The sequence below is a fragment of the Dactylosporangium sp. CS-047395 genome, from assembly GCF_050942185.1.
Lineage (GTDB): Bacteria > Actinomycetota > Actinomycetes > Mycobacteriales > Micromonosporaceae > Dactylosporangium.
This window is the reverse complement of the sequence record NZ_CP192015.1, coordinates 4,510,848-4,535,424: the sequence shown is the minus strand read 5'-3', so window position 1 is coordinate 4,535,424 and position 24,577 is coordinate 4,510,848. Positions and strand designations below refer to the sequence as shown.

Below are 24,577 nucleotides of genomic sequence, written 5' to 3'. Positions count from 1 at the left end.
CAGGCGAAGGAACGCCACGGCGAGCGGTCGATACGCGCCTCCCGGCACATGCGCCAACTGATCAGTGATCAGTGGTGGCACCAGCACTGGCGGCGAGCGACGACCCATGAGCGTCTGCCATCGGTAGGCCGGTTCGGCGGCGTCCACCTAATCTCGATCATCCATGAACCAGCAATCGACCCGCACCCATGATCGGGTGCGGGTCGAACTGTTCGAGGGATTCGCTCCGGCAGGTCAGCGGCTGAACCCGCGGCGGGTCGCGGCCTTCCAAACGCGGGCCGCCCGGTGCTGCGGGCGGCGGCGGTTGCGCTGCCATAGCGCCACCCCGACCGCGGCGGCCGCGAGCGCGAGAACGCCCGCGCCGATGCCGGCCCAGCGGCCGGGCTGCTCTTGGACCGACTCCTTGACCCGCTGCGCCTGCGCCTTGCCGGTCTCGCGGACCTGCTCCACCGCACGGCGGGCGGCGTCAGCGGGCCCGCTGTGGCCGTCGACCTGCTCCGGCCCGGTCTCGGGCGCACCATCGAGCGCGGTGCGCATCCTGGAGGTGTCGGTGTACAGGTCGCTGGGCGTACCCGTCGTCATGGCCATCAGAAGAACGCTCCTCAGGATTGGAGGTCATGTGTTTGAGGCTGTCGCACGCGGCCCCGGCTGGGCGCTTCGGTCAGCTTGCGGTGGTGGTCTGGTCGTCGATCTCCGCGGTACCGATGTTGCGCTGCAACGAGGCGATCGTGTCCAACGCCGCGGCCTTGCGGGTGTACGTCTCGCTCGTGGCCACCACCTGACCATTGCTGGCCACGATCGTGAACCGGAACTGGTCGTTGCTCGTCTTCTTCACCACAAACTTCATCGCTACCTCCCTGACGCTGTATACCCATCGGCTCCCTCGGGCAACACCACCATCAGGGGAAAGTTGCGTCATGAGCACGCAACACAGCTCCCGGCGGCACCACACAACGCGGCCGAACCCAGTCACCGGGTCGACGGCCGATCCACTCCGTAGAAGACAGCCCCCGGAGAATCAGGTGTTGCCGCCCCTGGGGTCCGCTTGAAAAATCGACGGCTGCCTGCCGATGCGTTGTTCGTAGGCGTCGACCCAGTCGCGGAGGACCTCCATCCGGGCAGCGTTTGGTTCGATCAGCGCGTGACTGTGGGAGGTCGGTGGATCGGCAGTTCGAACCGGACCGTCTTGCCGTGGTTGTGGTGCTGGTCGACGCCCCAGGTGGCGGCGATCGCTGCGACGAGGAGCAGGCCACGGCCGTAATCCAGGTGTAGGTCATGGCTGGCGGCGGGAGCGTTTCGCACCGTGGGCAGCGCTGGGTTGCGGTCGCTGACGGCGGCCCGCACCGTGGCCGGCGTGCAGTGCAGGTGGACGGTGTCGAGGCCGTCGCCGTGCTGGACCGCGTTGGTGCACAGTTCGCTGAGCAGAAGCTCCACGTCGTCGGCGAGTGCGTAGCCACCCGGGTGCTCGAGAAGGCCGGGCGGGGTGCGGCGGCTCCAGGCGCGGGCAGCAAAGGTCACGGCCAACTCGGTGCCGACGTTAGGCTTCCAGGACGCCGAACGCGGCGGCGCATCGGATGAGCCGGACGGCAGCCGTGGTCCGAGATCGGCCTGGCCAGGTCGTGGCCGGTGTGAGGGCGTCCCGCCTTGGTGGTTCACCAGCATCCCCTCGCCCGCTCGCGCTCGGGTCTCCGCGCTCGGGGATACCCGAGGCCGGAACAGCCATTCACAAAGGTGAGGATCTGTCGCTTTATCGACCGTGGTACAGCGATCAGGAAAATGCGGTGGTCGCTCGGCAGGGAGGCTCGTAAGACGCGGGTCCGGCTGCCGCGCTGATGGCGGCAGCCGGACCCGGGATGGCGGAAATCTAGGCGGTTGGCTCGGCCGGGCTCGGTGTGGGGCGGCGCCCGGGGCGGTTCGCGCCCGTCGCTGTGGCCGGGCCGGTGGTTGCCGCAGCCAGGACGTCACCGCCAGGGGCCGGGACGGGCGGCGCTTCGGTCGATCCGAACAGGTTCGTGACGGCCGTGAGCGCTTGTCCAGCGGTCGGGTTGGCCCGCACAAGTCGGGCGTTGGCCACAATCTGCTCGTACTTCTCTCGCCCGGCCCGAGCGCCGAGTACATAGCCGACAGCGAGCCCTGCTGTCAGGGTCAACAGTCGCATCCTGATCTCCTCCAACAACCCGCCTGCAGACGACGAGTCACGTGTTGTGATGATTCGGCGGTCAGCCGGGCCAGGTGCCGGTGGCCTTGCGCACCCCGACCGCGCCGGCCCGGTCGACCCCGGCCTTGACGACGGCGAAGATCGCGCCCTGCAGTGCGGCGGCGAGCAGGATCTCGCCCCAGCCGCGGTCCTCGTCGGTCGCGTTCGGCGCATCGTCGTCATGGCCGGCGAGCTTCCACACCTGCTTGAAGATCAGCCCCGCAGCCATCCCAGCGCCCGCGCCGAGCAGCAGCCCGACCGGCTTGTAGGCAAGCTTCGCGGTCCAGTTGCTCATGACCGCCGCCGGCGCAGCAGGTAAATCGCCAGCCCCACCGCTACCGCGCCCACCACGAGCGCGGCGAGGGGCACCGGCCGGCGAACCTTCGCGGGCAGATCCGCATCGCGGACCGTGTCCCGGACCGTCGCGGCGGCGCTGCCGGCCCTGTCCGACACCGTCGCAGCGGCGCTGCTGGCCTTGTCCGATACCGTCGCGACCAGCCCGGCGGCCTGATCCCGGACCGCGCCGAGCTTATCCTTCACCGAGCCGGCGACCTGGGCGGCGGCGTCCTGCGCGCGGGCCTTCACATCCGCCTTCGCCGCGAGGGCCTCCACGGTGGCGCCGAGTTCCGCCCGGGTGGCGGCGATCTCCGCCCGCAACGCGGCCGGGTCGGGCGGCGTGTCAGCACTGCTCATGATCGTCCCTCCCGCGCCGCGGCCTTCACCGCGTCCACATCCTGCTGCACGTTCGTCACCGTCTCCTGCGGCACCGGCGACCCGACCGCCTGCAACTGCCGCCGCCCCACCAACGCCGCGATCCCCGCCGCGGCGAACACGACCACCGTGACGACCAGCACGGCCAGCCACAACGGCCACACCAGATCCAGCGCGACCACGGCCAGGACCAATGCGAGACCGAGGCCGTAGACAGCTAGGACCGCGGCGCCGCCGAAGAGGCCGCCGCCGATCCCGGCGCGTTTACCCTTCTCAGTCAGCTCCGCCTTCGCCAAGGCCAGCTCGGCCCGGACCAGTGTCGAAATCTGCATGGCGGCCTGACCGACCAGGTCGCCCGTGGACGCGCTGCTGTCGTACTGGTGGTGTCCCGCCGGTGCCGTCACAGCACTCACCCCTCCTCGGCCCTCCCGCAGCATGCCCACCCCAGCCACCACTCAAACACCCACCACCAGGCACTCACATCCCCAGGGCGGCCAGTGGTGGCACCTGCACCGTGACCGCAACGAGGCTGCCAGCCCGCGCCCGATCTGGCGGTCATCGTCGTGGCGCCCGCATCGATGGTGCTGCGTCACTCCCCCGACGTGCGCTCACGGCTCCTGCATGCTGCAGCCGAAGCGCCGAACCGGGTCCCCGCTGGTGTCAGTGGGTGGGTCGCTGCTTGAGCTGCTCGCGGACTTCGGCGTCGTCGGCGGCGTGACGACGGTGACCGATTGCTCGGCGAATGCCGTACCCGAACACGGCCACCTTCGCCAGAGGGCTGGCCGCCGCCGCACTGACCATCGTGGACAGGTTCGCAACGTTCCTCATCGGCCTGCACCAGGCGGGCGATGACCGGCACGGATGCCGCCGACCGAGGCGAGCACGGCCATCGCACGTCGCAGCGGATCGCTGAGCCGGTCCCACGTCTGGTTATTCGCAACAGCTACCGACCTTCCCGGTCAGATAACCGCCGCACACGCACAGGTCCGCCACCCCGACAGCCCGACCGTGGCAACGCCGCCCGGCCTGCACGCCGGGCGGCGCGTCATCCAACACCGTGAACGTTCAAGGTCAGGGCACTAGGCGCGATTGGTCATGGACGAGAGTCGGTGGGCGCGTCGTGCGGTCGCTTGGGCCGACGCGCCGGCTTCGTCGCGACCATTGCCTGATCGGCGCAGATCAGGCGGCGTTGGCCCATCGGACCTGGGCCCACAGCCAATCCGGCATCCCAACCGGTTCCAGGCCGAGCGTGGCCATCGCATCCAGCAGGACTCCGTCCCAATCCAGTGTCGGGTCTTCAGCGAAGGCCACGTCGATGCCGACGATGGCGTCGTCGTCACCGTGCATCTCGTGGTTCTCCTCGTCGAGGTCGCGCCACGAGTCAGCGACGATCAGGGCGAAGCGATCGGTGGCCGCCCGGTCGGGACAGCAACTCGGAGTCGGCCGGCAGGAAGCCGCCGAGCGGCGGCGGAGCATTGGTCTCCCGGCTCCAGCCGGGCGGCGAGAGGGTGAGAGCCTCCACGACCGTGACCGGCAGGCGCATCTCGGCCTGCTAGACCGACCGGAACCCGAGCCGGGCCGCGAGTTCGGTGATCGCGCCCCGCTCGAACGTCAGTGTCGGCACGGTCTCGTCGAACCAGCCGATATCCAGCGCGCCGCCCACGGGGACATTGCGGAGGTTCCAGGCGCCGGGCCCGCCCAGTGGATACCCGTAGCCGATACACGTGTGAACAGCGCCCAGCGGCATGCCCGTCACCGTATCGACGCCGACGAGCCAAGTCGATGCTGGCATCAACCATTCGGATGGCCCCGCACGGGTGGATCGCCGCCTGCGCCACCAAGGATCTGCGGGCGCGGTGCCAGTGACGATCGACGTCCAGCAGCGGCAGCTCACCCCCGGCGATCGTCGGCCTCGCAGCCAGGATGCCGCTGCCCGCATCGCTCACGGCGGCGATCAGCATGATGACCCGTTCCCGGAGTACCGGGTCAACCGGTCCGGATCGCAGGACGTCCGCGATCCGCTGGTGCACGAGGGCTTCGGGACACGCGCTCGGAGATACAGCCCGTCGTTGTCCGGTGGTCTTGCCGAGGGGGGCGAGCAGTGCCCGCAGGCGTGCGACCTGCTCCTGGGTGAGCGGCGGCGCCGCGTCGACCAGTCGCTGGGCGTGCGCGCGCATGTCGGTCTCCTGCGCGTGCTCCCCCGTGCCGCGGCGGCCACCTGGCGCCGGAGTGCCGTCGAATCGATGGGCCGCGCAGCGAGCAGACGTTCCCGGATCGGCGCCACCAGCTGGGCGAGGCGATACCGCGCCTCGCCGTCGAGCGCGTCAATCATCGTTTCGATGCCCTCGAGCTCCATCCCGGCCGACATGCCGCGCATTGTGGCACCGACGCTCGCGCCGTGGTCCTCGCCGCCACCTACCCACTGGACGAATGCGGTCTGATGCTGCAGACCTGAACCCAGTGCGGCAGGACACGCATGCCGCCGGCGGAGCCGACTCCGGAGTCAGGCCGGGCGTGGTGAGTGCAGACCGCAGCGCCTGGAACCGGTCGAATGCGGGGAAGGAAAGGACCCGTACCTCGTTCGAGGCAGATGTTGCATCCGGTGATACCTGGGTACACCGGCTGCGAGATTCTGGCGTTGGGGTCGATGCCGCCACGTCGGCAGTACCGAAATCGGCGGCTCGACGGCGGCACCCGCAGTGGGCACACGATATGTGGCACCGCGGTACAGGGGGATACAGGGGGAAGGAACGATCAATGACGATACGTGACCGGGTCGATGAGCTGCACGCCCAGTTCGCTGCCAGCCGTGAGGATCTCGACGGGCTGGCGCAGCCGCGCACCGGGTCCCGCAATGCGAAGAACCCGGCAGGTGAGCTGGTACGGGAGGCTGCGACCTCGGCCCGCGACCACGGTGTGCGGCAGGTGCAGCGGGTGCAGCTGCCTGTGCGGCGGCGGCCCGGTCGCTGGGCTGGTGCCGGCGTCGGTGCGCTCGTCGTGGCCGCGGCGATCGCCGTTGCCCGGGTCTGGCAGCGCACCCGGCAGCGGCCTCGGCACCGGGCCGCGAGTGCGTGGCAGCATGCCGTCAACCGTTGGAGTCGATGATCTGAACACCCGAGACGGGCCGCCCGCTCGCTGCTGCAGCGAGCGGGCGGGCGGGGCGGGGCGGCCTGTACTACGCGCGGCAGGGCGATTGACCAGTGACCGCGCCGCCGTGGTTCGGCGACGCGGTCGGGGTGGATCGGTCATGGGTGCTGCACCCGTCGACCGTCAGGCGGCAGCAAGGGCGGCACCGGGTTCCCGGCGCGGGAGGCGACGGTCGGGACGCCAGCGGGTGCTGGCGATGCTGACGGCACTGGTGAACCAGCCGTCGAATCTGCCGGCATTCGCGCGTCGTACTGCCGCTCGGCCGATAGCAGCACCCGGGCCGGTTCCGGCCGGAGCCGTCCGCGTCGCAGCCAGCCGCTCGGCCCGTCCACCGTCACCGACCTGCGCGACTACATCGACCGCCGCGACCGCTGGCAACAGATGGCCGGCAACGACTGGCCCGACACCGGCCTGTTCTTCGTCCGCCCCGACGGCACCCCCTGGCACCCCGAAACCGTCAGCAACCGCTTCGACGACCTCATCGCCAAAGCCGGCGATGCGCGAACTGCTCGAGGAGACCGGGCTGGCCGCCGCCACCTGGACCTCGGCCGGGATCGTGCACCCCTACCCGACCAATGTCGCGGCGACCGTCCACCTGTTCATCGCCCACGACGCCCGGCCCGTCCAGGACCCCGAACCGGGCATCGACCTGCTGCGAGTCGACCGGGACACCGCGCTCGACCTGATCGCCAAGCACGAGGTCACCCACGCGACATCGCTGGCGTGCCTGCTGACCTACCTCCTGCACAGCGCCAGCAGCTCGCCACCAGCCAGCGGCGGCGGCTGAGCGGCGAGGTCAGCGGCCGAGGACCTGGTATTTCGCCTCGGTCGCTTCCTTCTGCGGCTTCGACCACCACTCGTTGGCCCGGTACCAGTCGATCGTCGCCGCCAGACCCGCCGTGAAGTCGCCGTACACCGGCGCCCAGCCCAGCTCCGTACGTAGCTTCGTGGTGTTGTTCGAGTACCGCAGATCATGCCCAGGCCGGTCCGGCACATGGTCATAGGCGTCAGGCGCCTCACCCATCAGCTCCAGGATCAGCTCCAAAATCTGCCTGTTCGACCGCTCGTCACCGGACCCGATCAGGTACGTCTCGCCGAGCCGGCCGCGGGACAGGATGGCATGCACGGCGGCGTTGTGGTCGTCGACGTGCGTCCACTCCCGCACGTTCACCCCTTCGCCGTACAGCTTCGGCCGCTGCCCGGTCAGCACGTCGGTGATCTGCCGCGGGATGAACTCCTCCACATGCTGGTACGAGCCGTGGTTGTTCGCGCAGTTCGACAGCGTCGCCTGTACACCGAACGAGCGGCCCCACGCCCGCACCAGCATGTCTGAGCCGGCCTTCGACGCCGAGTACGGACTCGACGGGTCGTACGGGGTGTCCTCGGCGAACTGGTCCGTGCTGTCCAGCGGCAGATCACCGAATACCTCATCGGTGGAGATGTGGTGGAACCGGCCGCCGTGCCGACGAACCGCCTCCAGCAGCGTGAAGGTTCCGATGATGTTGCTGCGGATGAACGGCTCCGGATCGTGCAGCGAGTTGTCCACGTGCGACTCCGCCGCGAAGTGCACGATCACGTCGGACTCCGCGACGAGGCCGTCGACGACCTTGGCATCGCAGATGTCGCCGTGCACGAACCGGACCTGGTCCTGCACCGGCGCGAGCGTCGTACGGTCACCCGCGTAGGTGAGCGCATCGAGCACGACGAACTCGTACTCCGGATGGTGCCGAGTGGTGTAGTGAACAAAGTTCGCACCGATGAATCCAGCACCGCCGGTGACCAGGATTCGAGTCATGCCCACGCATCCTACGGACGCCCGCAGCGGCAACCTCCTCCAGCGCCATGATCCGCGGGTACATTTTCCACTCCCAAGCCGTACCGCGAGGAGCACGGATTTGTTTGAGCCGCAACATCAATGAATGCTGTCCGGCGGCGTAATGGCTGCACACTGCATCGATCCACCACCGCCCTCCATCGGAGTTATCGCAGCAACACCGGCCGAGGCATGCATGCAACTGCGAACGCTCGTTGCACCGTACGGCTACACCACGTCCTGACCCAGCACCGATCACCCAACCGCGTTCACCAGGGAGCACACCGATGACCAGCCTGCATCACCTCGCGCTCACCGCAGCAGACCTGGCCGCAAGCGCCGCCTTCTACGACCCGTTCCTCACCGAACTCGGCTACCAGCGCAGCGGCGGCCTCGAAAGCCCTCTCGTGTACCTCGGAGACGGCCCAGAGATCCTCGTCTACCTGGTCGAGGGTGACGACACCGCACCTCACAAACACGGCAGGCGTGGACTGCAGCATCTCGCATTCCAGGTCGACGACCGCGCCATTGTCGATCGTGCTCACAGCGCCGCTGGCAGCACCGGCGGCACGATCGTCCATGCCCCGAGCGAGTACCCACACTACACAGAGGGGTACTACGCCACCTTCGTCGAGGATCCGGACGGCTCCCGGATCGAGGTCCTCACCATGCCATCGTCCTGAACTGGTGATACGTGCCCGAGGCTGATGCGCCGCTGCCTGCCCAGCCCGGGACCTGCCCAAGTTAGTCGCGAATCGTCGTGCCCTCAGTGGTACAGGTTGCGTCCCCCGCGCTTGTACCAATCCACGTCGACAGATTCGTACAGCTCCGCGGTTACCGTCGGTTCAGTAGTCGTTGGGCGGAGAGTGATCAGGGCGGAGTCGGCATGTACCAGGCGATTGTGAGTCCGCAGGAAGACCTCTTCATGGCGGTCCGGCCGGGACACAGCAAGGGCATGAGCCTCCCGGCGACGCACTATGCCGAGCTGCTGGATCTCGCGGAATACGGGCAGCTGGTCCCAGGCTGGTTCCGCGACGGTGCGCAGAGGCAGTGGGGTATCGACCTTGTCGGTCAACGGGTCGACGAGGCGCTCATCCTCCGGCCCCGTCGCCCGCTCCGGTGGTCTACAGCCGTGCCACCTATGAGATCAACAAAGGGTGCAACTTCTCCTGCGAGCACTGCTACCTCGAGCTTCGCCCGTTCGAGGGACTCGCGTTGGCGGACAAGCTTCGGCTGATCGACATGCTTGTAGAGATCGGCGTGTTCTGGTTCCAGATCACCGGCGGCGAGCCGCTCATCGACCCAGACTTCTCCGCGGTCTACGAGCGGGCGCACCGAGCCGGGATGATGATCGAGATCCTCACCAACGGCTCGCGGCTCGCCCGCCCGCACCTCATCGAACTGTTCCAGCAGCGACCGCCACACAAGATCGTCCTCTCGCTGTACGGCGCGAGTCCAGCAACGGCCGATGTTCTGACCCGCACAAAGGGCGCGTTCAAGACCATGCACGCAGGTGTGCTGGCGGCAACCGCCGCCGGTCTGCCGGTGGAACTGACGATCGTCATCACCCGGCACAACATCGACGACGTCACGGCGATGCGCGCCCTGGCCGACAACCTCGCCGTACCCCGAAAGGAGTACGGGATGATGTCCCCGACCTACACCGGCACGGCAGGACCCCTCGACGCGCAGGCAGCCGGTTTCGATGACGCAAGCTTCCTGGAGTCGGAAGCCCCCGGCGCGCTCGGCGCCGGCGGCGCGTTCGACAGCTGCCCCGCCGGGCACACGTCTTCCACGTCGACCCACACGGCTTGGTCACCATGTGCAAGTTCGGCCGGGACAACCCCGTTCACCTCATGACCGAAGGCCCTCAGGGCCTGCTGCGTCTGCCCGCGATCGCAGACGCCCAGATGCTTCGCACCGGTGGATGCACAGGCTGCACGCTGTCCAGCACGTGCCGGGTATGCCGGCCGCTGGCCCGCATCTACCAGGAGGCGAAGGCGCCACTGCGCACCTACTGTCAGCACCGAGAAAGGACCCCAGTATGACCGCAGTACCGATCACGATCACCCGCCGGACGCGCACCACTGGCCGGCCCATCGTCAGCCGCACCCCCGCCCCGACCACCCTCGTCTTCGTCGACGACGTCGAGGCCGCCGCGTCGGCCAACAGCGGCCGGTGCAACGACAGCAACCCGTACAACTGACACCAGCGCACCACCAGCCCAGCGCCCTGGACGGCCCACGCACCAAATTGGCCGCCCAGGGTACTGCGGCGCTGAAAGGATGAGACGTGCCGACCACCCGGATCACCTACGACGAACTGCCTCAGCAGGTCAGGGCCGCGATCGAGGAAGTGACCGGGCCGGTCGACTCGGCGACCTCAGCCACGACAGGGCTCAACAGCGCTGTCGCGGCACGGCTGCACACCGCCACCGGCGCCCGCTTCTGCAAAGCCCTGCCCGCCGACCACCGGTGGGTGTGGACCCAGCGCCGCGAAGCCGACATCGCTCCGCACCTGCACGGGGTGGCACCAGCGCTGCTCACCCGGCTTGAGATTGGCGGCTGGGACATCCTGCTGTTCGACGCCCTCGACGGCCGCCACGCCGACTACGGCCCCGACTCAGCCGATCCGCCGGCCGTGGTCGCGCTGCTGGAGGCGATCGCGCAGACTGCGTGCCCGCCGATCGAGCTCCGCGACGCCGCTGAGCGGCTACGCGACTACACCTCAAACCCTGCCGACCTCCGCCACTTCACCGGCCCGGCGCTGCTGCACACCGACCTCAACAACGCCAACGTCATCGTCAACGCCGGCCGAGCGCGAATCGTCGACTGGGGTTGGGCCACCCGCGGCGCGGCGTGGCTTGACGCCGCGTACTGGGTGCTGTGGCTCATCGCCGCTGGGCACTCGCCGGCAGCAGCCGAACGATGGGCGGGCAAGGTGTCCACCTGGCGTACCGCGCCACGCGCCGGCCTGCTGGCCTTCAGCGAAGCACAAGGCGCACTCTGGGCCGAAATCAACGGCCGAGACCCAGACGATTTGTGGACCGCCCGGCTCGCCGACGCATCCCAGCAATGGGTGGCCTACCGCCGCAAACTGGACTGACCTGGCAAGTCGGCGGCAGCAATTGCACCCGGCAAACACGTCAAGACTCACCCGTACTGGCGCCGCCGCACAGATCATCGCGACAACGGTGGCGCCCGACGCCGAAGCTTCGCCGCTTGGGTCATTGCTCAGCTGCCGGTCGCTGGTAAGCAACGAGAAGCCATGGATGTCCGGACGGCCCAGGCGGTTGCTTGGGAGAACAAGCAGGCCAAGGGGTTCAACACCACCGACGTCGCCTACGAGTTCGGTCTCCTGCATGGCGAGATCGCCGAAGCCTTCACCGCCTGGCGGCTAGGGCAGCCGGACCTCGACGACGAACTCGCCGATGTCGCGATCTACCTGTTCGGCCTGGCCGAGATGAACGGCATCGACCTGCAGTCAGCGATCGAACGAAAGCTCCAGACGAACGCGGCACGCCAGTACGTGCCTAACCCGGACACAGGAGTCATGCACCGGGTGCGCGACTGACTGGACTTCATGCGCTGCGCCCTGTCGGCGCCGATAGAAGCCCGCAATCCGGCGTCTCGGCCGACACGACATCATCGAGCGGCGCAATCTCGGGCCGACCACCAGTCCGTTGTTGGAGTTCACGATGCAGCCCCGGGCGATCGGCGGAACCTTGCTGTCACGGAGGGGCGCGAGCAGGCCCAGACCTCACCTCTACCGGCGGCAGCGCGGCACGACCATTGAGCGGTGAGGGCGCCTTGCGCCTGCGCGGGCGGTGTCCTTCGGTGGATCGCCGCCGTGTGGCAGGTCCGCGACCAGGCTCGGCCCGACGGTGCCTCGACCCGGAGGCGCGCACCGTGTCGAGGACCGTCGCGCCGCCCGGCATTGCCGTGCGGGCGGTCCCACCGCCGTCCGGTGCCGCACCGACCGAGCCTGCGTCAGAGGCCAAGTCAGAGGCCGGGTCGGACCGCAGGTCGGCCGGCTGGGCAAGCTGCCCGGCGAGGGCGTACCAGCTCAGTGCGTCCGATCCGGCTTCTAGCGCCGTCAACCCGTCAGCGATCATCGTGGCGAAGCGAGCGGCGAGCACGGTCACCTGTCCGTGCGGCTCGCCCGGCATCGTTGGTCGGAGCAGCGCAACGCACTCGCTGAGGCCGAGGGCCGCCGCACGGATACGCTCCTCCGCTGAGGCGGCGGCGCCGCCGCAGCCAAGCACCTCTATGATTCGGCCGCGATCGTGCAGCCCCGCTTGCGTCTCGGCCGGGCCCATGCGGACAAGGACTTGGCGCAACAGGTGGTCAAGGGCGAGCGTCGTAATGTCCTGCTCGTGTGGTGTCGGCGGCACCGCAGGGTCGCGGTGGCGATCCGAACCTGGTTTCGGCGTGTCCGTCGAAGGCGGCCGTGGTCGGATCGGCTGCTGTGAGGCTGCGGCGCGTTGACGTTCGGCCAGGGTGAACCTATCCCATTGCGCACCATCCGCTGCGAGCGCGGCTTCGACCCGTTCGACAAAGTTCGCGGTCGGTGGGCGTTCACCGCGTTCGATCAGGGCGATGTACTCCCGGCTGAAGAAGGTCGCGGCGCCGAGTTCGCGTTGGCTCAAGTTGCGCCGATGGCGCCACTGCCGCAGATGTGCACCGAAGGTCACCTTGTCGGCCTGCTGGCCTGCTCCGCGCCTCGCGACGGTGGTCGCCACGGCCCTCCTCCTGACGGTGCCGCTCTGGTACCGGCGCCTCGCTGAGGTCGCCTACCGTGCTGCCGCCAACGCTAGAAGGCGGTTGCGGCGCGGGTCCACGATGTTGCGAACTGTTGCGACTCAATCCAACTCGTGGAATACGGCGCTGACGATCGTGCGGGCGTGCCGGCCGTATACAGCGGCGGACTGCAGCCGGTCGAACATGCGCCCGTACAGGTCGATCTCCTGAGGGCGGGTGACCTCGATACTGGCCGTGGGTGTCTCCAGTGCGACGAGGGCGTCGTCGAAGATCCAGAAGCCGGTGGATGCCACACCGGCGCGTTCGACCATCAGCGGGATGATGCCGACGGACACGCTGGGCAGTGACATGACCGCGAGGAGCCGGTCGAGCTGGCCCGCTTGCACCTCGGCGTCGCCGAACCAGGTCCGCAGCGCCTGTTCCTCCAGCACGACGGCGAAGCGTCGGCCGCGCTGGTAGATGACCCGCTGGCGTTCCATGCGCACGGCGACGGCGGCGTCGAGGTCGTTGGGCGTCTGTAGGAAGTCGATCCAGAACGACAACATCGCGGCGCAGTAGTCGGCCGTCTGGAACAGCCCGGGAATGACGTTGTGCTCGTAGATACGAAACAGGGTGGTCTGCTCGTACAGGCCGATCGTGTGCGCGCCGAGCACCCGTTTCAGACCGGCCCGGCCCTGCCGGCGGAACTCCTGAAAGGCCGACTCGACCGCCCGCAGGCTCGCCAGCAGGTCCGGGATGTGCGCCTCCGCCGCGCACGCCCGGCACCACCGCTCGATGTCGCCGGGCGTCGGCGGCTGCACCCCGTTGTCGATCTTGCTGACGCGGGTGAAGTGCTGGCCGGTGGCCGCCGCCAACGCGCGCCCGGTAAGGCCCGCCTCCTTGCGGATCTGCCGCAAAGAGGCGCCGAGGGCGGTCCGGGCCTGCAGGGCGGCGCTACACGGGCTGGTAGTCACCGTGCGGGATGGCCACCTTCCACACCGCTTCGAACGCCGACCGGCACAGCTCAACATCCGATGGGTCGGTCGAGGTCAGGAACTGGGCGTTGAGTCCGTCGCCGGTGTACAGCAGGAAGATCACCAGGCGGCGGTCGAGCAGGTAGAAGTCGTTACCCGGGATGCCGATCGAGGACACCAGCCGGCGAGGCACCCAGCGGATGTCCTCACCGGCGTCGACCATCGGATGGGCGATGCTGTGTGACCACCGCTGGTAGGCGCTCAGCGGTTCGGAGACAATCCGCGCCCGCCGCACCGTGGCACCTGCGGCGATGTAAGAGCGGAGGGTGCTGCACCAGTCGGCCAGCCACGCCAGGTCGTCCGGTTCGCCATTGGCCCATTTGGCCATGTACGGCAGCTCGGTCTCGGTGCCGTAGGCGTCGCGGGTCTCCAGGTGCAGCGACTCGCGCTGGAACGTGCGCAGCAGGTCGCCGAACTCGGCCTCGCTGATCGTCGGCACGGTCCTCCTTGAGGAACTGCAGCATGCGGTCGGGGATCTCGACGCGGGTCTCCCCGGCGGGGATGTCCATCGCGGCGAGCGCGTCGCGGTCCGTCACCACCCAGCCCTGCACGACCCAGCTGCCCCGGTCGGTGCGGTACACCGTGGGCGAACCCGTCGGGTTGGAGTCCGGGTCTTTCCCAACGAACGTTAGGCGCATGGCCAGCTCCTGTCCTCGGCGGTTGCGAAATGTTGCGACTGCACGCCGATCGTTGCTGCCGGGATGCGAGACCGTCAATGATGTTGCGCATTGTTGCGGACTGTGGCGCCGCGCCTGAGCGACCATGGAGCACGCGGACCACGCTTCCGGAGCGACCGAAGCCATTGCCGCCGCGACACGGTCGCCTGCATCGCTGCGATCAGCCAGCTACGACGACCTCAACGGCCTGTGCCGGGGCATCAGCACCTCCTTCGTGCATCTGGAGACCCGCGACGCGTATGGCACGGAGGTGGAGTTGCCGCGTATGGCGGCGTGGCGTCAGGGCGAACCCGACGACGAGTCGTGGCTGGCGTGGTGGCTGGAGATGCTGCGCGGCCATCGCGCCGCCGGCCGAACCTGCCGCCGCGCCCGAGTGGTGTCCGAGCCGTTCAGCGACTACCAGCGGTGGACCTACAGCCACGTCGACCGACTCGTCGACGCTGGAGAAGACATCCGCTACGTGTCACGGCGGCGGCTGATCGACGTCCTGCTGCCCGGCAGCGGAGACTTCCACGTTTTCGACGACCGACTCGCGTTGTTCCTGCACTACGCGGGCAGCGGTACCAACACCGCGTTCGAGATCACCGAGGACCCGACCACCGTTCGGATGTGCCGAGATACGTTCGCGGAGGTCTGGGCGCGCAGCGTACCGGCCAGCGCGTACCGGCCCCAGTAGCGCCCGGCACAGCGATCGCCGAAAGATCGGGGGTCACCGGGGGCCGGCTGCTACCGCCGCCGCCCGGCCGCCTTCGGTGGTCAGCCGGCGGTGCTGAGTTGCGTGTCGGGCACTTGAGGCAGCCAGGCGACGGCGGTACTGCGGAAGGACTGGTTGACCGGTGCGAGGTGGGGGTCATGCTGGTTGTCGAGGGCGCTGAGGTTGATGCCGATCGTGGTGTCGCCGTAGTCCAGGGCGGCGAGGTGGCTGCCGCAGGTGGGGCAGAAGCCGCGTTTGGTCTCGCCGGGGAAGGTGTCGTACCAGGTTGGCTCGCCATCGCCGGTCCAGCGCAGCCCGTCGAGCGGGAAACCGACCCACGACTGCAAGGGTCCGCCAGCGCGTTTCTGGCAGTGGATGCAGCTGCAGACGTGGGGATAGTCGGGTTCGCCGGTGACCACGAACCGGATTTTGCCGCACAGGCATCCGCCCGCGCGGCCGTTCGTGTCGGCAGCGGTATCGGGCATCGACGCAACCCCCCTTGATCAGCGGACCGGACGAGCTCCTAGTCTGCCAAGCCGCTCGGGGGCCTGCGTGCCGCGGTCTGGGCCTGGCCGGGGTCGTCACCCGATCGGGTGGTGGCCTGGGGCGTTGCGCTGGTACAAGCGGTCGGGCGGCGAGATGTACCCGGGTACGTCTGCCGGGTCCGGCGCCGGGCCGAATACCGTCGAGCGGTGGCGTCAATAGCGGGGATGGGCATGCAAGGGCGAGACGGCCGCGGAGATCTGCCGTGAGCCCGCCACCGCACCCGCGATCGATGCCCGACGGCGCTGCGGTGGCAGCCGTGGCCGGGGAGCGGGAGATGTGGCTGGCGGCCGTGACAGAGCTGCTGGCCCGACACGCGTTCGTGGCTGGGGTATGGCCGGTCGGGTCGCTCGGCCGTGGACAGGCCGACGGCTTCAGCGATGTCGATCTCGTCGTCACGGTCGACGCGGCCACGCCGCCGGCGGTCCTCCGCGATCCGGTGGCGATGCTGCCGGTGCCGGGACCGATGCTGTACACACGGCCGAGCCGCGCAACGCGCCCGCCGGTGGGGTGTACCTGGCGATCTGCGTCGAGCTGACCGGCCTGCCGGTTCTGGTCGACCTGTACCTGTGGCCGGCCACGACGGCGGCCGTTCCGGCCGGCGGGCGGGTCTTGTACGCCCGCACCGAGCTGCCGCGCTGCGTGCTGGCGTTCTTGGCGCTGCTGGACCGGCACCGCGGCACCGACACGACGGGCGCCGACCCGGATCATCCGGCCTCCGTGCTGCCGCTGGTGCAGCTCGCCGCGAAGTACCACGCCCGCGGCGACGACGACCGGCGGCACGGCATCCACCAGCAGTTGCACATCCCGCCCCACGCAGGTTCGGCAGCCCTTCGTGACGTGCTGAGCGAGCGCATCGACCTGGCCCGCTGGCCGGCGTTTCGGGATGCCGTGGCGGCGGCGCATCGCGTGCTCAACCTGTTCGACCCATCCTCCGAAGGGACTGTGCACCGGTGACCGACCTTGCGACCGCACCGACCGCAGACAGTCTGCGGGCCCGGCTCGCCGACGTGCTGCTTGCCGCCGGCGCCATCACCACCCCGGCGGTGGAGCGAGCGGTGCGGACCGTGCCGCGAGAGGCGTTCTTCCCGGACGGGATCGACCTGGCCGCCGCGTACGCCGACGACGTCGTCGTCACCAAACGCGGCCCGGACGGCGCGGCGGTCAGCTCGGTGTCCGCGCCGTGGCTTTCCCTGTCAACTCCCATCGTGTTGCGGGAGAGCCGGAACAGCAGTACGTCACCCCGTCTCGAATAGAGCGTCGCTGCCGGCGGAGATCGCGCCGACCCCATCAGTGAGAACGGCCGACTCCGCGCTTCGCCTCGCGGAGTGGCACCCCAAACTCGAAACATCCTGTGGCGATAACGCAGCTGCCGCGGCCCCGATTCCGGCGACCGCATTCTGCAGGTGGCACGGATAGAGAATCAAGTGAAGCCGGCGATCTCCGGGTTCCCGCCTGGCCTCGCGAGCATCTGTTGGATGTGCGGCGTCGTTCGGGCACTGAACGCCGCGCGGGGCCAGGCAGGTAGATCGGGCTGAGTTACGTTCGGTTTTGGACCGTGACGGTATCCAGGTAGTAGCACGCGCCGTCGGGATCGAGCGTAGTAATGATGATCTCGTTGCCGGGGTCGTTGCCGCTGGTCGCGGTGACGGGTTCCCAGCGGCCAGTCTGCGTCGACTGTGCGGAAAGGCCGGTGCTGCCGCCGTTGCCGATCCCGACACCGATGCGGCCCTGTTCGACGTACACCCAGACGTAGGCGATGGCGGGTGAGCCGGTGCCGGGCGCCGCGAAGGCTTGGGCGAGGCCGTTGTAGGCGCCGGTGCTGCACACCTTGAGCATCGACTTGCCGGCCGGGGCCGGGGCCCGGGTCGTCGGCAGCAGGGCGGTGCTCGTCGTGGTCGGGGTGTTGATGGTCACGGGCCAGGCCCGCGCTGCGGACCAGCCGCCGGGCATGCCGGGGCTGGCGGTGATGGTCGTCGGGCCGGTTCCGGACGGCTGGGCGAAGTCGCCGTTGACCGCCCGGGTGGTTTCTGGGCACGGCGCGGGCGGGTTGAGCGTTGCTCGCCCCGCACCGTCCACAGCGATGATGCCGCCGTCGAAGGTCTGGTACGGGGAGCTCGGGCTCGCCGCGCAGGTGACGCGCTGCCCGGTCGGCCAGCCGAGCGGCCCGTTCTCGCGGCCCTGGCGAGTCCAGGTGTCGGACACCGGGCGTGTGACGGCATACGGGGCCTGGCCGTCGCGGTTGAACACGAAGCCGCGTTCGAACGCCTGCCACTGTCCCCCGGACAGCCGGCTGCGCAGGTTCAGCGGGTAGCCGAGGTCGCCGTTCTCCCTGCCGTGGTCGGTCCACAGCTGCGAGTACGGGTCGGTGACGTACATCGGGTTGCCGCCGTTGAGGTTCGCGCCGTCCAGGAACATGTAGCCATGCTCGAACGCCTGCCAGGTGCCGCCCCGTCCGTCGGCGCTGCGCTGGTTGATCGGGTAGCCGAGCGGGCCGTTCTCCCGTCCGCTGTTCGTCCAGACGTCGGCAAACGCGCCGGTGACGGCGAAATAGCCACCGCCGCCGATACTCGGGTTGCGGAAGATGAAGCCGTGCTCGAATGCTTGCCAGGTCCCGCCGCGGGCGTCCGGGCCCGACAGGTTGATCGGGGTAGCCCAGCGGGCCGTTCTCCCGGCCGTTGGCCGTCCACAGGTCGGCGAACGCCCCCGCCACGGTGAAGGCGTTGCCCTGCGCGATATTGGGGTTCCAGAAGATGAACCCGTGCTCGAAGGCCTGCCACTCCCCGCCTCGGGCGTCCGGGCTGCCCTGGTTGACCGGGCAGCCCAGGCCGGCGCGGTCGGCCTCGTAGCGGGTGAGGGTCGGCTCGATGACGGTGAAGCCGCAGGCCGTCGAGGTGCGGGTGTATGTTGCGGCCTTGATCGAGGCGCGGTAGTTGCTCGAGTCGTAGCCGGCGATGGTCAGGTAGATCCGGTGGCCGGCGTCCCAGACCGTCTTGAGCGGCGGGCGGCTCGGGGTGTGGGCGTTGTCGCGCAGAAGGTATGACCGGCCGTTCGGGCGTACCTCGTGGAAGAGCCTCGTCGGTCGGAAGGCTCTGGTCCCAGCCGCCGTCGCCGGAGCCGTACCGCATCCGGAACTCGGCGGTGTAGAAGTGGTTGGCATCGTCGCCGACCGGGATCTTGGCCAGGAGCCAGCCGCCCGTGGCGTCCGGATGGTTCAGCGCCACCAGGTTGATCGACCGGCCGCTGTCGCTCGACGGGTCGTAGACGCGGACCCGGGACGCGGCCAGTGCGTCGAGCCGCAGCAGGTTGGGGCCGTTGAGGCCCGGGCCGCCGGTCCCGAAGCGGGGAATCGGCGAGGAGAACACGTTCATCGCGCTCATGATGTCCCAGTTGTCGTCGTACTCTCCCACCTGGTAGTCGGAGCGGACCTTGTCCGGAGAGTTCGAGTAGGAGTGGCTGAGCCCGAATGCGTGGCCCATCTCGTGCCCGTTGAATGAGACGTTCCACGTCCACGGCTCGGACAGCACGTTGCCGCTCGACGAGCCGGAGCCGTTGACCACGCCCGGGGTCGGACTACCGGCGTCGCCCAGGTTGACGTCGATCATCGCGGCGACATGGTTGCCGGGCGGTACCTGGTAGCGGTTGGCCGGGTTGGCGGCCGCGGCGGTTATGCAGTCCTGGATGACCTGGGACCGGCTGCGCACGACCGCCTGGGCCGGGGTCATCGGGATCGTGTACCAGCCGCGCACGACGCCGCGCGGCCGGATGGTGCCGTAGGAGATGTCGGCCCAGTAGTCCTCCAGGCCGCCAGCGCCCGGGGTGAAGAAGTAGTCCTGGAAGAACGAGGTCGGTTGGGGATGCTCGGCCACGTCGGTCTGGGGCAGGTAGCGGCACAGCAGTACCGACCACGGTGTGGTGGCCGCGGCCGGTGGGGCCGCCGATGCCGGGCCGACGGCCGGCGGCAGCAGCAGGGCTGCCATGCCCGCGACCAGCCCGGCGAGCGTTGCTCTGATAAAGACGTACATGACGCTCCCATCGCCGGGGTCGGGGCCGGCGACGATCGGCCGGCCCTCGCCCTGCCATGGGATGGCCAAGCCTACTTCCGGTGAAAGGACCGGTCTGCTTCCAAGTTGCTTCCGGCGCTCGCCGCGTTGGGCGACCCGTAGCCGGACCTCGGACGGGCGGCAACCTCGTATCATCGGGAAAAGTGCCCGACGAGGCCGGGGAGGACTCGTGGCGCAGTTGCGGTTCAGCTTGCTGGGCAGGGTCCGGCTGGAGGTGGACGGCCGCGACGAACCGCTCAAGCCGCTGGCTGGCGCGCTGTTGGCCCGATTGCTCCTGGCCCGGGGCGCCCTCGTGCCGGTCGACCTGTTGTTCACCGAGGTGTGGGGCGCGCCGGGGCGAGCCGTCGACCGCGGCGATCGGGTGGCGGTGCAGAAGCGGGTCAGCGACCTGCGCCGGCTGGTCGGCGCCGATGTGCTGCTCACCGATGCGGGCCGGCCGACGGCGTACCGGCTCGTCGTGCCGCCGGAGTCGGTGGATGCATTTCGATTCGAACGGGCGGCGGAGGCCGGCGATGCCGAGACGGCCCGGGCGCTGTGGCGGGATACGCCGCTGCTCGGGCTGACGGACCGGCCGTTCGCGGCGGAGGCCGTGAAACGGTGGACTGCGCTGATGGACGCGCTGGGCACGAAAGACTCCGCCGCCGTCACGGCGCCGCGGCGCCGTGGGTTGCCGCCGGTGTGGCGGCTGCCGGCCCAGATCACCGGCTTCGTGCCCCGCGACGACCTTGTGCACCAGGTCACCGCCCGCCTCGACGCCGGACCGGTGGTGCTGTGCGGCATCGGCGGAGTGGGGAAGACGCGGCTCGCGGTCGACCTCGCGCACCGGCGGGCGGCCGAGTACGACCTGGTCTGGTGGATTGACGCCGACGACGATGCGGCGATCGGCAATCAGCTGGCTGAGCTGGCGGTGGCGGTCGGGGCGAGTGGCCCGGCGGCTACGGTGCCGGCAGCGCTGGCGGCGCTGGAGCGGTATCTGCGCGCCCAGCCGCGGGGCCGATGGCTGATCATCTTCGACAACGCCGACGTGCCGCCGCGGCTGGCCGACCGGCTCCCCGCCGGACTCGGCCACACGCTCATCACGTCCCGGAATCCACTGTGGACGGAGGTGGCCGCCCCGGTACCGGTCAGCGTGCTGGACCGGGCCCAGTCGTGCCGGCTGCTGATGAACCGGATCGACGGTTTGTCGATGGCCGAGGCGGACCGGCTCGCGGTACAGCTCGGCGACCTGCCGCTGGCCTTGGCCCAAGCGGCCGGGATGATGGCCGAGCTGGGGCTGCATGCCGACGAGTACCTTGCGGAGCTGGCGGTCGGCGCGTCTGCGATCGCCGACGAGGGCACGCCGGCCAGCTACCCGGTCTCGCTGGCCGGGGCGGTCGCCGCAACGGTCGGCCGGCTCGGCGACGCCGAGCGCCAGCTGGTGTACCGGTGCGCGCTGCTGGCAGCCGAGACCATCCCGGCCGGAGTGTTGATCCACGCGGCGAGCCGCGACGCGGCGGCCGTGCGGCGGGGCCTCGGAACGCTCAACCGCTACGGGCTCATCCGCATGGAGGGCGGTGGCGTGCTCATGCACCGACTCACGCAGGCGATCGTGCGTGACCGGCTCGACGAGTCGCAGCGGCGAAGCACACGGGAGTCGCTCGAGCGCGGCTTGGCCGGCGTTGCACCGGCCGACCGCGGCGACATCGCGGCCACCTGGCGGCAGTGGCAGGCGCTCGTCGCACACGTGGTGGCGTTGGATCCGGTGTCGATCGACGATCCGGGGCTGCAGCGGTTCGCCTGGACCGCCATCCGGTACCTGCTGACCCGCGGTCAGGTCGAGCCGGCGCGCACGTACGCGAAGCACCTGTACGACGGCTGGCGCGCGCGACTCGGCGCCGACGCGCTGCCGACCCTGTGCACGGCACGCGGCTACGCGATGGCGCTGTACCACGCCGGCGAACAGGCGGCGGCGCTGCGGCTGGCGAGGGAGACGCTGCGGGCGCTCGAGGAACGGTTCGGTCCGGAGCATGTCGAGACGCTGCAGACCGAGAACGTGCTCGCGATGATCATGCCTGCGGAGCGGGTCGACGAGGCGTTCGCGCTCGCCCGGCGCAACTGCCGCAGCCGGCTGCGCGTCCTCGGTCCGGACCACCCGGAAGCGGTGTGGTCGGTCGCCGTTCTGGCCGAGCGCGCCCGTCGCAGCGGACGGCTGCGGCTGGCCCGCCGGCTGGCCGGTTGGGCCGCCGCCGCGCTGCAGCGGACGTCCGGCGATGATAATCCCTTCACGCATCGCGCGGCGGCGACCCTGGCCTTGGTACTGCAGGACGTCGGCGAGCACCGGCAGGCGCAGCAGATCCTGACCGTCTCGCTGCCGACGATGACGCGGCTGTTCGGAGCCGACCACGCCGATGTGCTCGAGCTGCAGGGCGCGCTGGCGGTCAGTCTGCTGGCCCTCGGTGAGCTGGAGGAAGCGGTCGGGCTGGGCACGTGGGTCGTCGCCCGCCACGCGGCGCTGTTCGGCCCGGAGCATCCCTGGACGGTCGAGCTGACCCGTGCTGTCGCGCCAGTGCTGCGGGCCGGGTCGCTCCACGAGATGGCGGCTCCGCTGTGAGCGAGCCCGAGCCGCGGTTCGAGCTGTTCGGACGACTTCGCGTCCACGTCGGCGGCAACGCGGTGCGGTTGCCGCCGCTGACCGCGGTCGTGCTGATCCGGCTGCTGCTGGCGCGCGGCTCATTGGTCACCGTCGACGACCTCGTCCGGGACGTGTGGCGGACCGGCGCCCGCCGCGTCGAGCGCGCGGATCGGGTGGCGGTGCAGAAGCGCATCGCGGAGCTGCGGGCGGTGCTCGGCGCGCGGGCATTGCAGACGGAGGCGGGCCGGCCGACGGCGTACCGGCTCGTCGTCGAGGCGGACCAGGTGGACCTCTACCGCTTCGAGGAGCTGCTCGCCGCCGGCGACCGCACGGCGGCCCGGTCGCTCTGGCGGGATGAGCCGCTGCTTGACGTGCGCGAGCACGCGTTCGCCGATCCGGCGCGGGCCCGCCTCGCCGCGCTCCGGGCCACCCTGACCGCGCCCGGACCCGTGGTGTGGAACGTGCCGCCACCCGGTCAAGGGACGATCCCCCGACCAGGGCTGCTGCAGGCCGTGGACACCGCGCTGCCGCGTTCTCCGGTGGCGTTGTGCGGGCCCGGCGGCCATGGCAAGTCGCGGCTGGCCGCCCAGTACGCCCACGAGCGCGCCGCCGACCTGCCGATCGTGTGGTGGATCGACGCCGAGCACGGCACGGACATCGGCCCGCAGCTGCTCACGCTCGCCGCGCAACTGGACGTCGGGCCGGCCACGCTGCCGGCCCACGTCCTGCTCCCCCGCCTGCTCGGTTACCTACGCCAGGCCGCCCGACCATGGCTGTTCATCTTCGACAACGCCGAGGACCCCACCCAACTGCTGCGCTGGCTGCCCGGCGGGCCAGCCGGGCGTGTCCTCATCACCTCCCGCAACCCCGACTGGACCGAGATCGCCCAACCCCTCCCAGTGCCACTGTTCACCCGACCACAGTCGCTGCAGCTCTTGCGCGAGCGCGTGCCGGCCCTGGAGCCGCCAGCAGCCCAGACGCTGGCCGAGCGCCTCGGCGATCTGCCGCTCGCGGTAGCGCAGGCGGCCGGCGCGATCGGCACACTGCAGGTGCCGGCCGCGGAGTATCTGGCCGACCTGGACCGCGCCGCGGCGGCAGCGACCGACTACGGCCAGCCCCCGACCTACCCGCGCAGCCTGTCCAGCGTCGTCCGCCTCGGTCTGGCCCGCCTCGACCCGGGCCCGCTGCGGGCGATGCGGGTGTGCGCGCTGCTGGACCCGGCGCCGGCCCCGTTCTGGCTGCTGGCCGACGCCGGCGTCACCCGGCTGCAGCTGGCGGCGCTGCAGCGGCTGGGCCTGGTCACGGCGGACAGCGGTACGGTCCAGGTGCACCGCCTCGTGCAGGCTATCGTGCGGGACGTCATACCGCCGGTCGACGTCCCGTCGCTGCGGCGGGCGATCGCGGGAGCGGTCACGGCGCGGCTCGGCGACTCCCGCGGCGACCATCATCAACGGTGGCCGGTCTGGCAGGCGTTGCTGCCGCATCTGCTGGCCTGCGACCCGATCGGCACGGACGACGAGCGGCTGCGCGACGTCGCCGTGTGGGCGCCCCGATATCTGATGGCGCGCGGCGATGCCGAGGGTGGCCGTGCGCTGGCCGAGCGGCTCTACCGCGGCTGGACGGCCCGGTTCGGCGCCGGCCACCGGCACACCCTGGCCGTGCAGGGCCTGGTCGCGCTGGGGCTGCATTTGCGCGGCCGGGGCGAGCAGGCTCTGGCGCTGGCGGAGCCTGGGTACGCCGAGTTGCTGCGCCGATACGGGCCGGCAGATCCGTACACGCAGAAGTGCGGGTCGATACTGTCCATGGTGCTGCATGACCTCGGCGACTACGAGCGCGCCGCCGCGGTGGCGGCGGCGGTCCTGCCCTGGCAGCGCGACACGCTAGGCGAGCGGCACGTGGACACGCTGCAGACCGCGAGCGCGCTCGCCGAGTGCCGGTTCGCGCTGGGCGACGTAGCGGGGGCCATCGACCTGATGGGCGGGACGCTGGCCGACATGTGCGAGGCCCTCGGCGCCGACCACCTCTTCACCTTGCAAGCGGCCCGCGACCTCGGGCGATTCCAGGCATCGGCGGGCTCGTTGGCGGACGGGATTGCGCTGATCTCCGACGCCCTGCGCCGGCAACGGGTGCTTCTGGGCGACGGGCACACCGACACCGCGGTGTCCATGGTCTTCCTCGGCGAGCTGCTGCTGCGGGCCGGCGACCAGTTGGCCGCCCGACGGCTGCTGCAGGAGGCCGTCGGAGCCTGGACCCGGCTGGAAGGCCCGGACGCCAGCATGACGCGGCAGGCGGCGGCCGCGTTGGCGGCCGTGGAGCAGGACGGACCGGTGACCGAGTCGGCATGACG

The 24,577-nt window shown here is 70.1% G+C and carries 29 protein-coding genes and 2 pseudogenes; 13 read left to right on the top strand and 18 right to left on the bottom strand.

Translation table 11 applies throughout. The features are described from left to right. Positions 1–234: 234 nt before the first annotated feature. From ACQP00_RS21255 to ACQP00_RS21215, 9 genes and pseudogenes are all read right to left on the bottom strand, one after another. Positions 235–588 carry a hypothetical protein gene (locus ACQP00_RS21255; protein WP_433221655.1) on the bottom strand — a complete coding sequence of 118 codons (354 nt, stop codon included), beginning with the start codon at positions 586–588 and terminating at the stop codon, positions 235–237. Positions 589–661: 73 nt separating this feature from the next. Beyond that, on the bottom strand, positions 662–847 hold the full coding sequence (locus tag ACQP00_RS21250; protein ID WP_433221653.1) for a YegP family protein: 186 nt from the start codon (positions 845–847) through the stop codon (positions 662–664). Positions 848–1,134: 287 nt separating this feature from the next. Next, entirely contained in the window at positions 1,135–1,518 is a 384-nt protein-coding gene (locus ACQP00_RS21245; RefSeq protein WP_433221651.1) for an ATP-binding protein, read from the bottom strand. A 701-nt stretch (positions 1,519–2,219) separates the two neighbouring features. Continuing rightward, positions 2,220–2,492 carry a DUF4235 domain-containing protein gene (locus tag ACQP00_RS21240; protein ID WP_433221649.1) on the bottom strand — a complete coding sequence of 91 codons (273 nt, stop codon included), beginning with the start codon at positions 2,490–2,492 and terminating at the stop codon, positions 2,220–2,222. After that, complete coding sequence (locus ACQP00_RS21235; protein WP_433221647.1) at positions 2,489–2,890, bottom strand: DUF3618 domain-containing protein; 402 nt, start codon at positions 2,888–2,890, stop codon at positions 2,489–2,491. Before ACQP00_RS21235 ends, ACQP00_RS21240 begins: the two co-directional genes overlap by 4 nt. Next, positions 2,887–3,345: a phage holin family protein gene (locus tag ACQP00_RS21230; protein ID WP_433223936.1), complete on the bottom strand. Its 459-nt coding sequence runs from the start codon at positions 3,343–3,345 to the stop codon at positions 2,887–2,889. Before ACQP00_RS21230 ends, ACQP00_RS21235 begins: the two co-directional genes overlap by 4 nt. 223 nt (positions 3,346–3,568) lie before the next feature. Continuing rightward, a pseudogene (locus ACQP00_RS21225) lies at positions 3,569–3,730 on the bottom strand (DUF948 domain-containing protein); the annotation flags it as partial. Positions 3,731–4,087: 357 nt separating this feature from the next. Then, positions 4,088–4,384 (bottom strand): hypothetical protein, encoded by a 297-nt coding sequence (locus ACQP00_RS21220; RefSeq protein WP_433221645.1) that lies wholly within the window; start codon positions 4,382–4,384, stop codon positions 4,088–4,090. Positions 4,385–4,460: 76 nt separating this feature from the next. Next, entirely contained in the window at positions 4,461–4,655 is a 195-nt protein-coding gene (locus ACQP00_RS21215; RefSeq protein WP_433221643.1) for a hypothetical protein, read from the bottom strand. Positions 4,656–4,770: 115 nt separating this feature from the next. Here ACQP00_RS21215 and ACQP00_RS21210 point away from each other — a divergent pair, with 115 nt between their 5' ends. Continuing rightward, the gene (locus ACQP00_RS21210) at positions 4,771–5,349 is read left to right on the top strand and encodes a hypothetical protein (RefSeq protein ID WP_433221641.1); all 579 of its coding nucleotides are present in this window, start codon (positions 4,771–4,773) and stop codon (positions 5,347–5,349) included. A gap of 313 nt (positions 5,350–5,662) precedes the next feature. Here the strand turns inward: ACQP00_RS21210 and ACQP00_RS21205 are convergent, their stop codons facing one another. Then, positions 5,663–5,989: a hypothetical protein gene (locus tag ACQP00_RS21205; protein WP_433221639.1), complete on the bottom strand. Its 327-nt coding sequence runs from the start codon at positions 5,987–5,989 to the stop codon at positions 5,663–5,665. A gap of 562 nt (positions 5,990–6,551) precedes the next feature. Between ACQP00_RS21205 and ACQP00_RS21200 the strand changes: the two genes are divergently transcribed. Then, positions 6,552–6,842 (top strand): NUDIX hydrolase, encoded by a 291-nt coding sequence (locus ACQP00_RS21200; RefSeq protein ID WP_433221637.1) that lies wholly within the window; start codon positions 6,552–6,554, stop codon positions 6,840–6,842. Positions 6,843–6,851: 9 nt separating this feature from the next. Here the strand turns inward: ACQP00_RS21200 and rfbB are convergent, their stop codons facing one another. After that, a complete protein-coding gene (gene rfbB / locus ACQP00_RS21195; protein ID WP_433221636.1) occupies positions 6,852–7,850 on the bottom strand; it encodes a dTDP-glucose 4,6-dehydratase in 999 nt (332 codons plus the stop codon). 305 nt (positions 7,851–8,155) lie between these two features. On the opposite strand from rfbB, the gene ACQP00_RS21190 reads away from it, so the two are divergent. Continuing rightward, the gene (locus tag ACQP00_RS21190) at positions 8,156–8,551 is read left to right on the top strand and encodes a VOC family protein (protein ID WP_433221634.1); all 396 of its coding nucleotides are present in this window, start codon (positions 8,156–8,158) and stop codon (positions 8,549–8,551) included. 83 nt (positions 8,552–8,634) lie between these two features. Here ACQP00_RS21190 and ACQP00_RS21185 read toward each other — a convergent pair whose 3' ends face one another. Further along, positions 8,635–8,943: a hypothetical protein gene (locus ACQP00_RS21185; protein WP_433221632.1), complete on the bottom strand. Its 309-nt coding sequence runs from the start codon at positions 8,941–8,943 to the stop codon at positions 8,635–8,637. A 44-nt stretch (positions 8,944–8,987) separates the two neighbouring features. Between ACQP00_RS21185 and ACQP00_RS21180 the strand changes: the two genes are divergently transcribed. The 4 genes from ACQP00_RS21180 to ACQP00_RS21165 all read left to right on the top strand — a co-directional run bounded on the left by ACQP00_RS21180 (position 8,988) and on the right by ACQP00_RS21165 (position 11,441). Further along, positions 8,988–9,728, top strand: coding sequence for a radical SAM protein (locus ACQP00_RS21180; RefSeq protein WP_433221630.1), 741 nt, complete (start codon positions 8,988–8,990; stop codon positions 9,726–9,728). 184 nt (positions 9,729–9,912) lie between these two features. After that, positions 9,913–10,074, top strand: coding sequence for a hypothetical protein (locus ACQP00_RS21175; protein ID WP_433221628.1), 162 nt, complete (start codon positions 9,913–9,915; stop codon positions 10,072–10,074). Positions 10,075–10,160: 86 nt separating this feature from the next. Further along, complete coding sequence (locus ACQP00_RS21170) at positions 10,161–10,973, top strand: hypothetical protein (RefSeq protein ID WP_433221627.1); 813 nt, start codon at positions 10,161–10,163, stop codon at positions 10,971–10,973. Between the two features lie 162 nt (positions 10,974–11,135). After that, positions 11,136–11,441, top strand: a complete 306-nt coding sequence (locus ACQP00_RS21165) for a MazG-like family protein (RefSeq protein ID WP_433221625.1) — start codon at positions 11,136–11,138, stop codon at positions 11,439–11,441. Positions 11,442–11,598: 157 nt separating this feature from the next. Here ACQP00_RS21165 and ACQP00_RS21160 read toward each other — a convergent pair whose 3' ends face one another. The 3 genes from ACQP00_RS21160 to ACQP00_RS21150 all read right to left on the bottom strand — a co-directional run bounded on the left by ACQP00_RS21160 (position 11,599) and on the right by ACQP00_RS21150 (position 14,080). Further along, positions 11,599–12,609 carry a helix-turn-helix domain-containing protein gene (locus tag ACQP00_RS21160; RefSeq protein WP_433221623.1) on the bottom strand — a complete coding sequence of 337 codons (1,011 nt, stop codon included), beginning with the start codon at positions 12,607–12,609 and terminating at the stop codon, positions 11,599–11,601. A gap of 120 nt (positions 12,610–12,729) precedes the next feature. Beyond that, complete coding sequence (locus ACQP00_RS21155; protein WP_433221621.1) at positions 12,730–13,581, bottom strand: helix-turn-helix domain-containing protein; 852 nt, start codon at positions 13,579–13,581, stop codon at positions 12,730–12,732. Then, complete coding sequence (locus ACQP00_RS21150) at positions 13,562–14,080, bottom strand: DUF6879 family protein (protein WP_433221619.1); 519 nt, start codon at positions 14,078–14,080, stop codon at positions 13,562–13,564. The genes ACQP00_RS21155 and ACQP00_RS21150 overlap by 20 nt, the downstream gene beginning before the upstream one ends. Positions 14,081–14,403: 323 nt before the next feature. Here ACQP00_RS21150 and ACQP00_RS21145 point away from each other — a divergent pair, with 323 nt between their 5' ends. Beyond that, positions 14,404–14,994, top strand: coding sequence for a DUF6879 family protein (locus tag ACQP00_RS21145; RefSeq protein WP_433221617.1), 591 nt, complete (start codon positions 14,404–14,406; stop codon positions 14,992–14,994). An 80-nt stretch (positions 14,995–15,074) separates the two neighbouring features. On the opposite strand, the gene ACQP00_RS21140 is transcribed toward ACQP00_RS21145, so the two are convergent. Beyond that, complete coding sequence (locus ACQP00_RS21140) at positions 15,075–15,497, bottom strand: GFA family protein (protein WP_433221615.1); 423 nt, start codon at positions 15,495–15,497, stop codon at positions 15,075–15,077. A gap of 290 nt (positions 15,498–15,787) precedes the next feature. On the opposite strand from ACQP00_RS21140, the gene ACQP00_RS21135 reads away from it, so the two are divergent. The 3 genes from ACQP00_RS21135 to ACQP00_RS21125 are packed head-to-tail and all read left to right on the top strand — an operon-like array spanning position 15,788 to position 16,811. After that, positions 15,788–16,093 (top strand): nucleotidyltransferase domain-containing protein, encoded by a 306-nt coding sequence (locus ACQP00_RS21135; protein WP_433221613.1) that lies wholly within the window; start codon positions 15,788–15,790, stop codon positions 16,091–16,093. Next, positions 16,066–16,512: a hypothetical protein gene (locus ACQP00_RS21130; RefSeq protein WP_433221611.1), complete on the top strand. Its 447-nt coding sequence runs from the start codon at positions 16,066–16,068 to the stop codon at positions 16,510–16,512. The genes ACQP00_RS21135 and ACQP00_RS21130 overlap by 28 nt, the downstream gene beginning before the upstream one ends. After that, the gene (locus tag ACQP00_RS21125; protein ID WP_433221609.1) at positions 16,509–16,811 is read left to right on the top strand and encodes a hypothetical protein; all 303 of its coding nucleotides are present in this window, start codon (positions 16,509–16,511) and stop codon (positions 16,809–16,811) included. The genes ACQP00_RS21130 and ACQP00_RS21125 overlap by 4 nt, the downstream gene beginning before the upstream one ends. A 283-nt stretch (positions 16,812–17,094) precedes the next feature. On the opposite strand, the gene ACQP00_RS21120 is transcribed toward ACQP00_RS21125, so the two are convergent. Together ACQP00_RS21120 and ACQP00_RS21115 are read right to left on the bottom strand one after the other, a co-directional pair. Continuing rightward, entirely contained in the window at positions 17,095–17,973 is an 879-nt protein-coding gene (locus ACQP00_RS21120; protein WP_433221607.1) for an LGFP repeat-containing protein, read from the bottom strand. A gap of 304 nt (positions 17,974–18,277) precedes the next feature. Next, positions 18,278–18,715 (bottom strand): annotated as a pseudogene (locus ACQP00_RS21115) (hypothetical protein); the annotation flags it as partial. A gap of 1,073 nt (positions 18,716–19,788) precedes the next feature. Here ACQP00_RS21115 and fxsT (ACQP00_RS21110) point away from each other — a divergent pair. Further along, positions 19,789–22,209 carry an FxSxx-COOH system tetratricopeptide repeat protein gene (fxsT, locus tag ACQP00_RS21110; RefSeq protein ID WP_433221605.1) on the top strand — a complete coding sequence of 807 codons (2,421 nt, stop codon included), beginning with the start codon at positions 19,789–19,791 and terminating at the stop codon, positions 22,207–22,209. Then, complete coding sequence (gene fxsT, locus ACQP00_RS21105) at positions 22,206–24,575, top strand: FxSxx-COOH system tetratricopeptide repeat protein (RefSeq protein WP_433221603.1); 2,370 nt, start codon at positions 22,206–22,208, stop codon at positions 24,573–24,575. The genes fxsT (ACQP00_RS21110) and fxsT (ACQP00_RS21105) overlap by 4 nt, the downstream gene beginning before the upstream one ends. Positions 24,576–24,577 lie beyond the last annotated feature (2 nt).

Coding starts and splice junctions, on each gene's coding strand:
- ACQP00_RS21230 (WP_433223936.1), bottom strand. CDS start 3,345: ATGCTGCGGGAGGGCCGAGGAGGGGTGAGTGCTGTGACGGCACCGGCG.
- ACQP00_RS21220 (WP_433221645.1), bottom strand. CDS start 4,384: ATGCTCCGCCGCCGCTCGGCGGCTTCCTGCCGGCCGACTCCGAGTTGC.
- ACQP00_RS21190 (WP_433221634.1), top strand. CDS start 8,156: ATGACCAGCCTGCATCACCTCGCGCTCACCGCAGCAGACCTGGCCGCA.
- ACQP00_RS21255 (WP_433221655.1), bottom strand. CDS start 588: ATGGCCATGACGACGGGTACGCCCAGCGACCTGTACACCGACACCTCC.
- rfbB (WP_433221636.1), bottom strand. CDS start 7,850: ATGACTCGAATCCTGGTCACCGGCGGTGCTGGATTCATCGGTGCGAAC.
- ACQP00_RS21205 (WP_433221639.1), bottom strand. CDS start 5,989: ATGCTGCCACGCACTCGCGGCCCGGTGCCGAGGCCGCTGCCGGGTGCG.
- ACQP00_RS21165 (WP_433221625.1), top strand. CDS start 11,136: ATGGATGTCCGGACGGCCCAGGCGGTTGCTTGGGAGAACAAGCAGGCC.
- ACQP00_RS21215 (WP_433221643.1), bottom strand. CDS start 4,655: ATGCCGCTGGGCGCTGTTCACACGTGTATCGGCTACGGGTATCCACTG.
- ACQP00_RS21145 (WP_433221617.1), top strand. CDS start 14,404: ATGGAGCACGCGGACCACGCTTCCGGAGCGACCGAAGCCATTGCCGCC.
- ACQP00_RS21140 (WP_433221615.1), bottom strand. CDS start 15,497: ATGCCCGATACCGCTGCCGACACGAACGGCCGCGCGGGCGGATGCCTG.
- ACQP00_RS21240 (WP_433221649.1), bottom strand. CDS start 2,492: ATGAGCAACTGGACCGCGAAGCTTGCCTACAAGCCGGTCGGGCTGCTG.
- ACQP00_RS21235 (WP_433221647.1), bottom strand. CDS start 2,890: ATGAGCAGTGCTGACACGCCGCCCGACCCGGCCGCGTTGCGGGCGGAG.
- ACQP00_RS21250 (WP_433221653.1), bottom strand. CDS start 847: ATGAAGTTTGTGGTGAAGAAGACGAGCAACGACCAGTTCCGGTTCACG.
- ACQP00_RS21135 (WP_433221613.1), top strand. CDS start 15,788: ATGCCCGACGGCGCTGCGGTGGCAGCCGTGGCCGGGGAGCGGGAGATG.
- ACQP00_RS21120 (WP_433221607.1), bottom strand. CDS start 17,973: ATGTTCCTGGACGGCGCGAACCTCAACGGCGGCAACCCGATGTACGTC.
- ACQP00_RS21175 (WP_433221628.1), top strand. CDS start 9,913: ATGACCGCAGTACCGATCACGATCACCCGCCGGACGCGCACCACTGGC.
- ACQP00_RS21200 (WP_433221637.1), top strand. CDS start 6,552: ATGCGCGAACTGCTCGAGGAGACCGGGCTGGCCGCCGCCACCTGGACC.